This is a genomic window from Micromonospora citrea, assembly GCF_900090315.1.
In the GTDB taxonomy this organism is placed as follows: domain Bacteria; phylum Actinomycetota; class Actinomycetes; order Mycobacteriales; family Micromonosporaceae; genus Micromonospora; species Micromonospora citrea.
The window spans coordinates 3347873-3361818 of the sequence record NZ_FMHZ01000002.1 but is presented as its reverse complement, the minus strand read 5'-3'; the positions used below and the strand labels follow the sequence as shown (position 1 = coordinate 3361818).

The window sequence follows — 13946 nt, the reverse complement described above, 5'->3', positions numbered from 1 at the left end:
GTGCCCGACCGACGCAAGGGAAGACAACCGATCGGTAGCAACCGTGACTTGCGTCGGGTCGGCTCAACCTCGACTTGACGATTCCCGGGGGCGTGGCACTATTGAGTCAAGTTCACTCAACTTGTGGTGGGGTCGCTGCGGGCGACGCCCGCCGAGCGGCTCCGGGCGACGCCCGCGGGCGGCTCACAACGTCACGAAGCGAGGAAGCGAAGATGGCACGTGCGGTCGGTATCGACCTCGGCACGACGAACTCCTGCGTCAGCGTCCTGGAGGGCGGTGAGCCCACCGTCATCGCCAACGCTGAGGGCTCGCGGACGACCCCGTCGATCGTCGCGTTCGCCCGCAACGGCGAGGTGCTCGTCGGTGAGGTCGCCAAGCGCCAGGCGGTGACCAACCCGGACCGGACGATCCGCTCGGTCAAGCGGGAGATCGGCACCAACTGGTCCGTCGACATCGACGGCAAGAAGTACACCCCGCAGGAGATCTCGGCCCGCACGCTGATGAAGCTCAAGCGGGACGCCGAGGCGTACCTGGGCGAGCAGATCACCGACGCGGTGATCACCGTCCCGGCCTACTTCAACGACGGTCAGCGCCAGGCCACCAAGGAGGCCGGTGAGATCGCCGGCTTCAACGTGCTGCGGATCGTGAACGAGCCGACCGCGGCGGCCCTCGCGTACGGGCTGGACAAGGGCTCCAAGGAGCAGACCGTCCTGGTCTTCGACCTCGGTGGCGGCACCTTCGACGTGTCGCTGCTGGAGCTGGCCGAGGGCGTCATCGAGGTCAAGTCGACCAGCGGTGACAACAACCTCGGTGGCGACGACTGGGACCAGCGGATCATCGACCACCTGGTGAAGACCTTCCGGGGCGAGCACGGCATCGACCTGGCCCAGGACAAGATGGCCCTGCAGCGGCTCCGCGAGGCGGCCGAGAAGGCCAAGATCGAGCTGTCCGCCGCCACCACCACCAACATCAACCTGCCGTACATCACGGCCGGCGCGGCGGGCCCGCTGCACCTGGACGTGACGCTCAGCCGGGCCGAGTTCCAGCGGATGACGCAGGACCTGCTGGACCGCTGCAAGGGCCCGTTCGAGCAGGCCGTGAAGGACGCCGGCATCAAGGTCTCCGACGTCGAGCACGTCATCCTGGTCGGCGGCTCGACCCGGATGCCGGCCGTGACCGACCTGGTCAAGCAGCTCACCGGCAAGGAGCCCAACAAGGGCGTCAACCCGGACGAGGTCGTCGCCGTCGGCGCCGCCCTCCAGGCCGGTGTCCTCAAGGGCGAGGTCAAGGACGTCCTGCTGCTCGACGTGACCCCGCTGAGCCTGGGCATCGAGACCAAGGGCGGCATCTTCACCAAGCTGATCGAGCGCAACACCACGATCCCGACCAAGCGCTCCGAGGTCTTCACCACGGCGGACGACAACCAGCCGTCGGTGCTGATCCAGGTCTTCCAGGGCGAGCGCGAGATCGCGGCCTACAACAAGAAGCTCGGCACCTTCGAGCTGACCGGCCTCCCGCCGGCGCCGCGCGGCGTGCCGCAGATCGAGGTCACGTTCGACATCGACGCCAACGGCATCGTGAACGTGCACGCCAAGGACCTCGGTACCGGCAAGGAGCAGAAGATGACGATCACCGGCGGCTCCTCGCTGCCGAAGGACGACATCGAGCGCATGCGCCGCGACGCCGAGGAGCACGCCGAGGACGACAAGCGCCGCCGCGAGGAGGCCGAGACCCGCAACCTGGCCGAGGCGCTCCAGTGGCAGACCGAGAAGTTCCTGGCCGAGAGCGGCGACAAGCTGCCGGCGGAGTCCCGTGACCAGATCAACGAGGCGCTCGGCGAGCTGCGCGGCGCGCTCGGTGGTCAGGACATCGAGAAGATCAAGTCGGCGCACGAGAAGCTGGCGCAGGTCTCCCAGCAGGCCGGCTCCCTGCTCTACAACCAGCAGGGCGAGCAGCCGGGCGAGGCCGGCCCGGGCGCCGCGGGCGCCGGGGCGACCGGTGGTCCGCAGGCCGGCGGTCCGGCCGGTGGCGCGGACGACGTGGTCGACGCGGAGATCGTGGACGAGGACAAGAAGTGACGATCCGTCCCGGACACGGAACCACGGCAGAGGGATGAGGTAGCCCAATGACGGAGAAGCCACGAGCCGCCGACCCGGGTGCGACCGGGTCGACGCCGGGTGGCTCCGCGCCCGCCGAGCAGGCCGGCGACGGGCCGCGGGTCGTCATCCGCAACAACCGCAAGATCAGCGAGACCAGCGAGCCGGACGCGGCCGCCGCCGACGCCGGGTCGGACGCCCCGGCCGAGGGGCTGGTCGAGGAGGCCGAGGTCGTGGTCGACGAGATCGAGGTCGAGGCCACCCCGGTGGACGGCCCGCCGGTGGTGGACGCCCCGGCCCAGCCGGCCGACGGCGGCGGGACCGCGCTCGGCGCCGAACTGGAGGCGCTGCGCAAGGATCTCGACGAGCGGACCCGGGACCTGCAGCGGGTGACGGCGGAGTACGCCAACTACCGCAAGCGGGTCGACCGGGACAAGGGCCTGGTCACCGAGCAGGCGACCGGTGCCGTGCTCGCCGCGCTGCTGCCGATCCTGGACGACCTGGACCGGGCCCGCGAGCACGGCGACCTGGTCGGGCCGTTCGGCACGGTGGCGGAGCAGCTCACCACGGCGCTCGGCAAGTTCGGGCTGACGGCGTTCGGCGAGCAGGGCGACCCGTTCGACCCGACCCGGCACGAGGCGGTGGCCCACCAGACCTCGGCCGACGTCACCGAGCCGACCTGCGTGCAGGTGATGCGCCGGGGCTACCAGGTCGGTGAGCGGCTGCTGCGACCGGCGATGGTCGCGGTCGCCGACCCGGAGTAGTGCGCGACGACGACCGGGCCGTCCCGTCCACCCCCACCGGGTGGGCGGGGCGGCCGGTCCCCAGGTAGGGAGGGGGTGGACCGGTGAGTTCCAAGGACTGGATCGAGAAGGACTTCTACGCCGTGCTGGGCGTGGACAAGGCCGCCTCCGCCGACGACATCAAGAAGGCGTACCGGAAGCTGGCCCGGGATTCGCACCCGGACCACAACCCCGGTGACCCGAAGGCCGAGGAGCGCTTCAAGGCCGCCTCGGAGGCGTACGCGGTGCTCGGCGACGACGCCAAGCGCCGCGAGTACGACGAGTTGCGTTCCCTGTTCGGCTCGGGCGCGTTCCGGCGCAACGCCCGTGGCGCCGGCCAGCCCGGTGGCATGCCGTTCGACGTCTCCGACCTGTTCGGGGGCGCGGCCGGCGGGGGCGGCGACCGCCGCTTCGGCGGGGCCGGCTTCCAGGACCTGTTCAGTTCGATCTTCTCCGGTGGCGGCGCCGGCGGCGGGGCGGCGCCCCGTGGCCCGGCCCGGGGCCGGGACGTCGAGGCCGAGGTGGCCCTCGACTTCGACGACGCCGTACGCGGGGTGACCCTCCCGCTGACGCTGCGCGCCCCCGGCGTCTGCGACACCTGCCACGGCAACGGGGCCAAGCCCGGCACCCAGCCGCGCACCTGCCAGGTGTGCCACGGCGCCGGGGTCACCACCCGCAACCAGGGGTCGTTCAGCTTCTCCGAGCCGTGCCGCAACTGTCAGGGCGTCGGCACGGTCGTCGAGGAGAAGTGCCCCGAGTGCCAGGGCACCGGCGGGGTCACCAAGACCCGCACGCTGAACGTCCGCTTCCCGGCCGGGGTGGCCGACGGCCAGAAGATCCGGCTGGCCGGGCGGGGCGAGCCCGGCGCGCGAGGCGGCCCGGCAGGCGACCTGTTCGTGCACGTGAAGGTGCGGCCGGACGAGCTGTTCGGGCGTACGGGCGACGACCTCACGCTGACCGTGCCGATCACGTTCGCGGAGGCGGTGCTCGGCACGGACCTGCGGGTGCCCACCCTCGACGGCGCGGTGACCCTGCGGGTGCCGCCGGGCACGCCGAGCGGTCGGGTCCTGCGGGCCCGGGGCAAGGGGGTGGTCCGCCGGGACGGGCGGGCGGGCGACCTGCTGGTGACGCTCGACGTGGTGGTGCCCGCACGGCTGTCCGACGAGGCGCGTACGGCGTTGGAGACCTTCGCCGCGCAGACCCCGCCGGCCGCCCGGGAACATCTCGACGCGCGGGTACGTCGATTCAGTTGACCCGGTGTTCAGTCGGCTCGGTGGAGCGCACGCGGAGGTGAGCGGGATGTCGGACGAGTTCGTCGGTTCGGGTGACCCTGCCTACGAGGCCAAGGTGCTGATGATCTCGGTGGCGGCGCGGATGGCGGGGATGCACCCGCAGACCCTGCGCCAGTACGACCGGCTGGGCCTGGTCCAGCCGGGGCGGGCCGCCGGCGGCGGGCGCCGCTACAGCGTCCGGGACGTGGTGCTGCTGCGCGAGGTCCAGCGGCTCAGCCAGGACGACGGCATCAACCTGGCCGGGGTCAAGCGGATCATCGGGCTGGAGCGGCTGCTGGAGCAGGCGCAGCAGCGGGTGGCCCGGCTGGAGGCGGAGCTGGACGCCGCGTACCGCCGGATCGCCGAGCTGGAGGCGCTGGCCCGCTTTCCGGGCAGCGACCTGGTGCCCACCAACCGCACCTCCACCGCGCTGGTGGTCTGGCGTCCCCGACGCACCGAGCGCTGACCGCACCGCACCGCGCCCGGCCGCCTCGCGTGGCCGGGCGCGGTCGCCTTTCCACCCTCGGTCGGGCGCGCTCCGCGCGCCTGCCGTGCCACCACGCGCGCCACAGCGCGGTCGGTGGAAGGCCATGCCGTCACAGTCGGCTGATGACACCCGTGGCGTTCCACCGACCGCGGTTGCTGGTTTCCCGGCGGGGAAGGCGTCGGTTCCGCTAACCTACTAATCAGGTTGAACCGCCTCAATCCGGACTCCGATGGCAGGGGGAGCCATGACGGAATCGGCGAAGAAGGTTGCCGAGCAGACGGAGGACCGGCTCGACAAGGTGGCGAAGAGCGTCCGGGAGAGGTTCGACCGGGTCACCGAAGGCCGCTTCACGGACAAGATCAAGAACGGCGAGTTCGCCGACCAGGTGGATCACGGCGTCGACCAGGGGCGCGACGAGGCGCACCGGAAGCCGGGTGGACCGGAACGCTGACGATCCGTCGACGTGCGGGCCGGGACCCACGGGGGGTCCCGGCCCGTTCGCCGTGGGCAGTCATCCCGTGGCCTGCCACCGTCGGACGGCGGGCGAGGGGTCGCGGCGGGAAACGGGCGCGCCGGCGGTCGCCAGGTGTCGGCCGCGCCCGGGCGGAACCGACACACCTCCGTCCACCTCAGGCGATGCGGCGGTTCTCCCGGACCAGGCCGCCCTCGCACCAGTCCCGGTAGACGAAGAGCTCCGGCCGGGCCAGCAGCGCCCGGCTGTTGTGCGCCCACGTGCGCATCAGGTCGTCGCCGGTGCGCTCGGCCTGCTCGACCAGCTTGCGGAAGCGTCGCTTCGGGTGGGCGCGGAACTTCGTCCGGATGCCGTCGGCGGCGTAGATGTAGAGGCAGTGCAGCGCGAACCGGCGGGCCGGGCAGGCCTGGTCCATCGCGAGTTCGAAGAGCACTGCCACCAACCGGTCCCCGGAGACCAGCAGGTCCCAGTCCGGCGGCATGGAGGTCAACGGCACCGAATCCGGCTGGTAGGCCCACGCCCGCAGCTCGGCGGGGCTCGGATCGACGGGGTTGGCGAAGCCGTGGAACGTCGACTCCTGCACGCTCACCGGCCAACCTTCCGCTCTCGTCCGCGGGGGCGTCGCCACCCGCGAGCTCTGGCTGCTGGGGCGAAACGGTAACCCGGTCGCGATGACCGGCGATAGACCCCGCAGGGAGCAATTCGACAACCGTTGGCCGAGGGCCGGGCCGACCGTACGGTCGACCCGGCCCGAACGACGACGGCGGTCAGTCCTGCACCGGCACGGCGCGGGCGCGCTGGGCCGCGCCCCGCTGCCGCAGCCAGCGCTTGAACCACGCGAAGTCGGGCAGCCGCGCCAGCATCGGCCCGGTCACGACCGTGATCAGCACGTACGCCGTGGCGAGCGCCGCCAGTTTCGGCTCGACGCTGCCGGCAGCCACCGCGAGCCCGGCGATGACGATGGAGAACTCACCCCGGGGCACCAGCGCCAGGCCGGTCCGCCACCGACCGGGTTCGGCGATGCCGACCCGGCGGGCGGCCAGGTAGCCGGTGAGCGTCTTCGTCGCCATGGTGATCACGGCCAGCGCGAGCGCGGGCAGCAGCACCGGCGGGATGTCCCGCGGATCCGTCACGAGGCCGAAGAAGACGAAGAAGACGGCCGCGAAGAGGTCGCGCAGCGGGGTCAGCAGCTCCGTCGCGTGGTGCGCGACCGGCCCGGACAGCGCGATGCCGACCAGGAACGCGCCGACCGCCGCCGACACCTGGAGCTTCGCCGCGATGCCCGCCACCAGCAGCGTCATCCCGAGCACGCCGAGCAGCAGCGCCTCCGGGTCCTTCGCCGACATGGCGGTGGAGATGAGGTTGCCGTACCGGATGGCGACCACCAGCACCAGCAGCACGGTGCCGACCGCGACACCGAGCGCGATCCCGCCGCCGAGCAGGCCGCTGCCGGCGAGCACGGCCGTGACCAGGGGCAGGTAGAACGCCATGGCCAGGTCCTCGATCACCAGGACCGAGAGGATCACCGGGGTCTCCCGGTTACCGAGGCGGCCGAGGTCGGCGAGGACCTTGGCGATCACGCCGGAGGAGGAGACCCAGGTGATGCCGGCGAGCACCAGGGCGGCGACCCAGTCCCAGCCGAGCAGCAGCGCGAACGCCGCCCCGGGCAGCGCGTTGAGCAGCCCGTCGATCAGGCCGGCCGGCGCCGCGGAGCGCAGGTTGCCGACCAGCTCGTTGGCCGAGTATTCCAGGCCGAGCATGACCAGCAGCAGGATCACGCCGATCTCGGCGCCGACGGCGAAGAACTCCTCGCTGGCGTTGAGCGGGAGCAGGCCGCCGTGCCCGAACGCGAGCCCGGCGAGCAGATAGAGGGGGATGGGCGAGAGACCGATACGACGGCTCAGCCGGCCGAGGAGGCCGAGCAGGAAGAGCAGTGCGCCGACTTCGACGAGCAGTGTTGTCGTTTCGTGCATCCGCGCCTCAGCCGTCCGGGTCGCTGTCGGCGAGGATGGCGGTCACTCCGTCGAGCCCCTTGCGGGTCCCGACCACGACGACCACGTCACCAGCGGCGAAGCGGAAGGAGGGCTCCGGCGAGACGATCACCTCGCCCTGGCGCAGGACCGCCACGATCGAGGCGCCCGTGCGGGAACGTGCCTGCGTGTCCCCGAGCTTCCGGTTGACGTACTTCGAGCCGGCCGGAATGGCGATCTGCTCGGTGAGCAGGCCGGCGGCCTGCTCACGGAGCCCGGACAGCTGACCGAGCATCAGCGACGCGCCGAGGATGTCGGCGAGCGCCTCCGCCTCGTCGTCCGTCAGCGGTATGTCGTGCTGACATGAGTCGGGATCGTCCGGGTCGTACAGGACGAGGTCACGGCGGCCATTGCGGTGGGAGACCACGCCGAGGCGGCGACCGGACTCCGTCAACAGATCGTGACGGACCCCGATGCCAGGCAGGGCGGTCTGTTCGACACGTACGCGCACGTGAACAAGGCTACCGCCTACCCGCAGCACGGGATCTTGGTGCGGAATCATCCCCGTACGGGCTGCTTCGGGCGGCAACTGTGGCTTATTCCGATTGGGTCTGCTCAACGAACTGGTGGGGTCTGCTCGACGGTCTGGTCGAATCTGTTGTAAGGCAATTTGCTCAAGCGCGGTGAAGGCTGGTGTTCTGGTTGCGGGCTGTCTCCGACCACCCTATTGGTCGGCCGGAGACAGCCCGTCGTCAGTCGCGTTCTCGGTCAGTCGCGAGAATGCCCTACACGTCCTTGAGGCAGGTCATGTAGGCGACCCCCAGGATCCGTCGTTGAAGGCGATCCAGAGCCAGCCATTGGCATTGCTCACGCCGCAGGCGGTGTACCGGTCGCCGAGCGTGTAGGGGTCGAACTGATCGCAGTTGTACTGGTAGCCCTTCTGCGCCCAGGTGATGACGGGCGCGCTGTGGGAAGCCCAGGCGCGGATGGGGAGGTTGTTGGCGATGGATTCGACGCGGCCGGTCCCGCACGAGCTCGTCGCCGCGGTGGTGGACGTCGCGGTCGCCGTCTCTCCGCCGGCCTTGGGTGCCGCCAGCGCGTTCGCCGGCGTCGCCGCCAACGCGAGTCCGACGGTGGCCGCAGTCACGAGGGACGCTTTGACCTTTGGCGAAACTGCCATTTTCGATTTCCCCGCATTCTCCTCGCGGAAGCCCAACGCGCTTCCGTCGAGGAAAAATTAGTCGGCGACTATCGATGGGTCAACGCTGCTGACGGACGGTGAGCGCCATTAGCGTCGAGCCGCGGGAAAATGATCCGGCGGATTGGCGCGGGCGGTCAACGCGGCGATGGCGATGATCTGTTACCCGACGACCCGCTGAAACCCGGTTACCTGGCAGAACGCCCGGGCCGCCGGCGGCGGGGCGGCGCTGTAGTTCCTGCGTGCCAATGTCGACCTCGGTCACGCAGCGTGGCGACATCGTCGCGTCACCGACGGTCGGGTCGGGCCGGGGCCTCGTCGCGCGTCGCCCGCTCAGGCGCCAGGTCGACGGTCGAGCGGGACGCGTGGTCGCCTCGGCGGCGTCGATGTCGCCGCTGACGGCGAGCACGCCCGGACGCCGATGCCCGCCCCGGTGGCGGGGCGGGCATCAGGGGCGGGGCGGCGTCAGCTCAGGCCGGCGAAGAAGCCCCGGACGTCGGTGACCAGGAGGTCCGTCGCCTGGTGGGCGGCGTAGTGCCCGGCGGCGTCGCGGGGGCCGCCGGCCGGCAGGCCCGGGTCGTACGAGTTCCAGCTGACGATGTTGCCGTGGTCCCGGTCGGCGAAGCGTCGGATCGACTGGAAGTCACCGGCGAACATGGCCACCCCGATCGGAACGGTGGTGGGCTCGCTCGCCTGCCGAGGGGCGTGGGCGTCCTCGTAGTAGAACCGCAGGGCGGAGCCGGCCGTCCCGGTCAGCCAGTAGATCGCCACGTTGGCCAGGACGAAGTCGAAGTCCAGGCTCTCCCCGAAGAGCTGGGCGTTCCAGGCGAGCAGCCCGACCGGGGAGTCGCACAGCGCGTACGCCAGGGTCTGCGGCTGCTGGCTGAGCAGGACGTTGAAGGAGAACATGTTCTCGTAGAACCACTGGAGGTGCTTGAGCGCCGCCTGGTCGTCCTCGGAGAGGCCGGCGAACTCGGCCGGGTCGCCCGTGGGCATCGAGAAGAGCTGGGTGACGTGCACGCCGAGCACCCGCTCCGGGGCGATCCGGCCCATCTCCGGCGAGATCATCGAGCCCGCGTCGTTGCCGACGGCGCCGTACCGCTCGTAGCCGAGGCGGTCCATCAGCTCCACCCAGGCGCGGGCGGTGCGGTGGCAGCCCCAGCCGGTGCCGCGCGTCGGCCCGGAGAACCCGAAGCCGGGCAGCGACGGCACGACCAGGTGGAACGCGGGCGCCGCCGGATCCTCGGGCTCGGTGAGCGGGGCGATCAGGTCGAGGAACTCGACGACCGTCCCGGGCCAGCCGTGGGTGAGGATCAGCGGGACGGCGTCCGCCCGCGAGGAGCGGACGTGCAGGAAGTGGATCTGCTCGCCGTCGATCTCGGTGACGAACTGCGGGTGGCTGTTGAGCCGCGCCTCCACCGCCCGCCAGTCGAACCTGTCGAGCCAGTAGGTGGCCAGCGCTCGGACCCGCTCGCTGGTCACGCCGTACGACGCGTCGACCCCGGCCGCGTCGGTGGGCCACAGCGTCCGGCGCAGCCGGTCCGCCAGGTCGTCGAGCTTGGCCTGCGGGATCTCGACGCGGTACGGGCGGATGGCGTGGTCCGTCATGGCGACTCCTTCGGAACAGAATGATTCGTTCCGCTTCACTGTAGCAGAGCGGAACGATCCGTTCCGCTGTTATCCTCGACGACATGCCGAACCCGACCCGCAGCCCGCTCGCGGGCCGCCGCGCCCAGGCCGCCCGCAACGACGAAGTCATCCTCGACGCGGCCCGCGCCGTCTTCCTCGACGATCCGCGGGTGCCGATCGCCGCCGTCGCCGAACGCGCCGGCGTCGGCATCAGCGCCCTCTACCGGCGGTACGCCGGCAAGGAGGACCTGTTGCGGCGGCTGTGCCACGACGGGCTGCGCCGGTACGTCGCCGAGGCCGAGGAGGCGCTGGCGGAGCCGGACGCCTGGTCGGCCCTCGCCGGCTTCCTGGAGCGGCTTGTGGACGCCGACGTGCACTCGCTGACCGTGCGCCTCGCCGGCACCTTCACGCCGACCGAGGAGATGGGGCGGGACGCCATCCGCGCCGGCGAGCTGACCGAGGCGCTGGTCGGGCGGGCGCACGCCACCGGCCGGCTCCGCCCCGACGTGGTGGTCCACGACGTCGCGCTGCTGCTGGAGGGGTGCGCGGCGATCCGCGTACCGGATCCGGAGCGCACCGGGCAGCTGCGCCGCCGGCAGCTCGCGTTGCTGCTGGCGGGGCTGGCCGCGACCGATCCCCCGCTGCCCGGCCCGCCGCCCGCCGCCGGCGAGTTCGGGCGCTGGCGGCGTCCCGGGTGATCCAGCTCACACGGCCAGGGTTGAGCGGAATAGGCTCAACTCTGGTTGTGTCCTTCCCAGTGGACACGCCGATCCGGGGGAGCCCATGAACACGGAACGCCTCACCACCAAGAGCCGCGAGACCATCACCGGTGCCGTCGCGATGGCGAACCAGCGCGGTCACGCCACCGTGGAGCCCTGGCACCTGCTGCTGGCACTGCTGGACACCGAGGGTTCGACGGCCGCCGGCCTGCTGCGCGCCGTCGGGGCCGACCCCGCCGAGCTGCGCCGGGTCGCCCAGCGCTCGGTCGACGCCCTGCCCGCCGCGCGTGGCTCCAGCATCGCCGAGCCGACCCTGGCCCGCGAGTTCGTCAACGCCATCGGGGCCGCCGAGCAGATCGCGCGCCCGCTCGGCGACGAGTACACCTCCACCGAGCACCTGCTCGCCGGCCTGGCCCGCGTGGGCGGCGCGGTCTCCGTCGCCCTCAGGAACGCCGGTGCCACCGAGGAGAACCTGGTCGCCGCCTTCCCGACCGTCCGCGGCGGGGACCGGCGGGTCACCACCGCCGACCCGGAGCAGACCTACCAGGCCCTGGCGAAGTACGGCGTCGACCTCACCGCCAGCGCCCGCGACGGCAAGATCGACCCGGTCATCGGCCGGGACTCGGAGATCCGCCGCGTGATCCAGGTGCTGTCCCGGCGTACCAAGAACAACCCGGTGCTGATCGGCGAGCCCGGCGTCGGCAAGACCGCGATCGTGGAGGGCCTGGCCCAGCGGATCGTCGCCGGCGACGTGCCGGAGTCGCTGCGGGACAAGAAGCTCGTCTCCCTCGACCTCGGCGCGATGGTCGCCGGGGCGTCCTACCGGGGCCAGTTCGAGGAGCGGCTCAAGTCGGTCCTGGAGGAGATCAAGAACTCCGACGGGCAGGTCATCACCTTCCTCGACGAGCTGCACACCGTCGTCGGCGCCGGCAAGGGCGAGGGCTCGATGGACGCCGGCAACATGCTCAAGCCGATGCTGGCGCGCGGCGAGCTGCGCATGGTCGGCGCGACCACGCTGGACGAGTACCGCGAGCACATCGAGAAGGACCCGGCCCTGGAGCGCCGCTTCCAGCCGGTGCTGGTGGGCGAGCCGACCATCGAGGACACCATCGGCATCCTGCGCGGGCTCAAGGAGCGCTACGAGGTGCACCACGGCGTACGCATCACCGACGCCGCCCTGGTCGCCGCCGCCGCCCTCTCCGACCGCTACATCACCGACCGCTTCCTGCCGGACAAGGCGATCGACCTGGTCGACGAGTCCGCCTCCCGGCTGCGGATGGAGATCGACTCCCGGCCGGTCGAGGTGGACGAGATCGAGCGGGCGGTGCGCCGGCTGGAGATCGAGGAGATGGCGCTGGCCAAGGAGCCCGACGCCGCCTCCGCCGAGCGCCTCGAACGGCTGCGCAAGGAGCTGGCCGACAAGCGCGAGCAGCTCACCGCGCTGTCGGACCGCTGGAAGCTGGAGAAGGACCACATCACCAAGCTCTCCACCGCCAAGGAGGAGCTGGAGCGGCTCGGCGGCGAGGCCGAGCGGGCCGAGCGCGACGGCGAGCTGGAGCGCGCCGCCGAGCTGCGCTACGGCCGGATTCCCGCCCTGAAGGCCGAGCTGCGGCAGGCCGAGGAGGAGCTGGCCCGGCTCCAGGCCGACGGCGCGATGCTCAAGGAGGAGGTCGGCGCGGACGACATCGCCGCCGTGGTCGCCTCCTGGACCGGCATCCCCGCCGGCCGGCTGCTGGAGGGCGAGACCGCCAAGCTGCTGCGGATGGAGGAGTCGCTGGGCGCCCGGGTGGTCGGCCAGGCCGAGGCCGTCGCCGCCGTCTCCGACGCGGTCCGCCGCGCCCGGGCGGGCGTCGCCGACCCGGACCGCCCGACCGGCAGCTTCCTCTTCCTCGGCCCGACCGGCGTCGGCAAGACCGAGCTGGCCAAGGCCCTCGCCGAGTTCCTCTTCGACGACGAGCGGGCCATGGTCCGCATCGACATGAGCGAGTACGGCGAGAAGCACTCCGTCGCCCGGCTGGTCGGCGCCCCGCCCGGCTACGTCGGCTACGAGGAGGGCGGCCAGCTCACCGAGGCGGTGCGCCGCCGGCCGTACTCGGTGATCCTGCTGGACGAGGTCGAGAAGGCGCACCCGGACGTCTTCGACATCCTGCTCCAGGTGCTCGACGACGGCCGGCTCACCGACGGCCAGGGCCGCACGGTGGACTTCCGCAACGCCATCCTGATCCTCACCTCCAACCTCGGTTCGTCGGTGATCGGCGACCTGACGCTGGCCGAGGAGCAGCGCCGGGAGGGCGTCCTCGCGGTGGTCCGCTCGCACTTCAAGCCGGAGTTCCTCAACCGGCTCGACGACATCGTGGTCTTCGCCGCGCTGCGCGGCGACGACCTGCGGGCGATCGTGGACATCCAGCTGGCGCGGATGCGGCGCCGTCTCGCCGACCGCCGGTTGGCGCTGGAGATCAGCGACGCCGCCCGCACCTGGCTCGCCGAGCACGGCTACGACCCGATCTACGGGGCCCGGCCGCTGCGTCGCCTGGTCCAGACGGCGATCGGCGACCAGCTCGCCAAGGCCCTCCTGGCCGGTCAGGTCCGCGACGGCGACACGGTCAGGGTCGACCTGTCGGACACCAAGGACGCTTTGACAATCTCGACCTCCTGACCCCACCCACCCCCGCCTGAGCGCGTTGATCATGAGGTTGTCGCCCGACACGCCGGTGTGCAGGGCAACAACTTCATGATCAACGGGGTGGGGGGTGGGTGGGCGGGGAAGGTGGTGGGGCATGTTCGGGATGGGGAAGAGGAAGGGCGGGGAGCTCGCGGCGGCCCTCGACGAGCTGCGGCGGGCCGACACGGTGGCGTTCGGCGGGGTCGGGATCGCCGGCACGCTGCTGCCGGTGACCGAGGCGTACCGGCGGGTCGAGGCGGCGCTCGCCGACGACCCCGAGGGCGTACGCGCGCACCTCGACCGGCTGCTCGCCGAGGGCAGCCCGGCGGGCCGCGTCTACGCCGCCACGCTGCTGGAGCGGGTCGACCCGGCGGCCGGCCGGGCGGCCTGGACGGCGCTGCGCGGCGAGTCGGCCGCGTTCGGCACCTTCGCCGGGTGCGTCATGGGGCGCGCCACCCTCGGCGAGTACGCGTCGGAGCGGCTCGCCGGAGCGTGAGCCGTTCGCCGGGTCGGCACGCCCGACCGGCTCCGCCCCACGGTCCCACCGGCCGACCCGGCGGCTGAGCCGCCGCTCACCGGGCCGGCACGCCGTGTAGTCGCCGCCTCACCCGATCGACAACAGGTTTCCCCAGGTGCGCGGGGTTGTTACCGTCTCCGCCG

The 13946-nt window shown here is 71.9% G+C and carries 13 protein-coding genes; 8 read left to right on the top strand and 5 right to left on the bottom strand.

Translation table 11 applies throughout. From position 1 onward, the window contains the following. The first annotated feature begins 212 nt into the window (after positions 1-212). The 5 genes from dnaK to GA0070606_RS15400 all read left to right on the top strand — a co-directional run bounded on the left by dnaK (position 213) and on the right by GA0070606_RS15400 (position 5087). Complete coding sequence (dnaK, locus tag GA0070606_RS15420; protein WP_091100055.1) at positions 213-2078, top strand: molecular chaperone DnaK; 1866 nt, start codon at positions 213-215, stop codon at positions 2076-2078. A 47-nt stretch (positions 2079-2125) separates the two neighbouring features. Beyond that, a complete protein-coding gene (gene grpE, locus GA0070606_RS15415) occupies positions 2126-2860 on the top strand; it encodes a nucleotide exchange factor GrpE (protein ID WP_091100051.1) in 735 nt (244 codons plus the stop codon). Positions 2861-2943: 83 nt separating this feature from the next. Further along, a complete protein-coding gene (dnaJ, locus tag GA0070606_RS15410; protein ID WP_091100047.1) occupies positions 2944-4131 on the top strand; it encodes a molecular chaperone DnaJ in 1188 nt (395 codons plus the stop codon). 46 nt (positions 4132-4177) lie between these two features. Beyond that, on the top strand, positions 4178-4615 hold the full coding sequence (locus GA0070606_RS15405; protein ID WP_091100044.1) for a heat shock protein transcriptional repressor HspR: 438 nt from the start codon (positions 4178-4180) through the stop codon (positions 4613-4615). A gap of 265 nt (positions 4616-4880) precedes the next feature. Beyond that, on the top strand, positions 4881-5087 hold the full coding sequence (locus GA0070606_RS15400) for a hypothetical protein (protein ID WP_091100042.1): 207 nt from the start codon (positions 4881-4883) through the stop codon (positions 5085-5087). 178 nt (positions 5088-5265) lie between these two features. Here GA0070606_RS15400 and GA0070606_RS15395 read toward each other — a convergent pair whose 3' ends face one another. The 5 genes from GA0070606_RS15395 to GA0070606_RS15375 all read right to left on the bottom strand — a co-directional run bounded on the left by GA0070606_RS15395 (position 5266) and on the right by GA0070606_RS15375 (position 9884). Continuing rightward, positions 5266-5697, bottom strand: coding sequence for a hypothetical protein (locus tag GA0070606_RS15395; RefSeq protein WP_091100038.1), 432 nt, complete (start codon positions 5695-5697; stop codon positions 5266-5268). A gap of 178 nt (positions 5698-5875) precedes the next feature. Then, the gene (locus tag GA0070606_RS15390; protein WP_091100034.1) at positions 5876-7081 is read right to left on the bottom strand and encodes a cation:proton antiporter; all 1206 of its coding nucleotides are present in this window, start codon (positions 7079-7081) and stop codon (positions 5876-5878) included. Between the two features lie 7 nt (positions 7082-7088). Beyond that, a complete protein-coding gene (locus tag GA0070606_RS15385; protein ID WP_091100031.1) occupies positions 7089-7589 on the bottom strand; it encodes a cation:proton antiporter regulatory subunit in 501 nt (166 codons plus the stop codon). A 294-nt stretch (positions 7590-7883) separates the two neighbouring features. Further along, positions 7884-8294, bottom strand: coding sequence for a hypothetical protein (locus GA0070606_RS31995; protein WP_141721697.1), 411 nt, complete (start codon positions 8292-8294; stop codon positions 7884-7886). 447 nt (positions 8295-8741) lie between these two features. Next, on the bottom strand, positions 8742-9884 hold the full coding sequence (locus GA0070606_RS15375) for an epoxide hydrolase family protein (protein ID WP_091100022.1): 1143 nt from the start codon (positions 9882-9884) through the stop codon (positions 8742-8744). A gap of 83 nt (positions 9885-9967) precedes the next feature. Between GA0070606_RS15375 and GA0070606_RS15370 the strand changes: the two genes are divergently transcribed. From GA0070606_RS15370 to GA0070606_RS15360, 3 genes are all read left to right on the top strand, one after another. Beyond that, a complete protein-coding gene (locus GA0070606_RS15370) occupies positions 9968-10603 on the top strand; it encodes a TetR/AcrR family transcriptional regulator (protein WP_091100017.1) in 636 nt (211 codons plus the stop codon). Positions 10604-10688: 85 nt separating this feature from the next. Then, positions 10689-13280, top strand: coding sequence for an ATP-dependent chaperone ClpB (clpB, locus tag GA0070606_RS15365; RefSeq protein WP_091100013.1), 2592 nt, complete (start codon positions 10689-10691; stop codon positions 13278-13280). Positions 13281-13401: 121 nt separating this feature from the next. Next, a complete protein-coding gene (locus GA0070606_RS15360; protein ID WP_091100011.1) occupies positions 13402-13782 on the top strand; it encodes a hypothetical protein in 381 nt (126 codons plus the stop codon). The last annotated feature ends 164 nt before the right edge of the window (positions 13783-13946 follow it).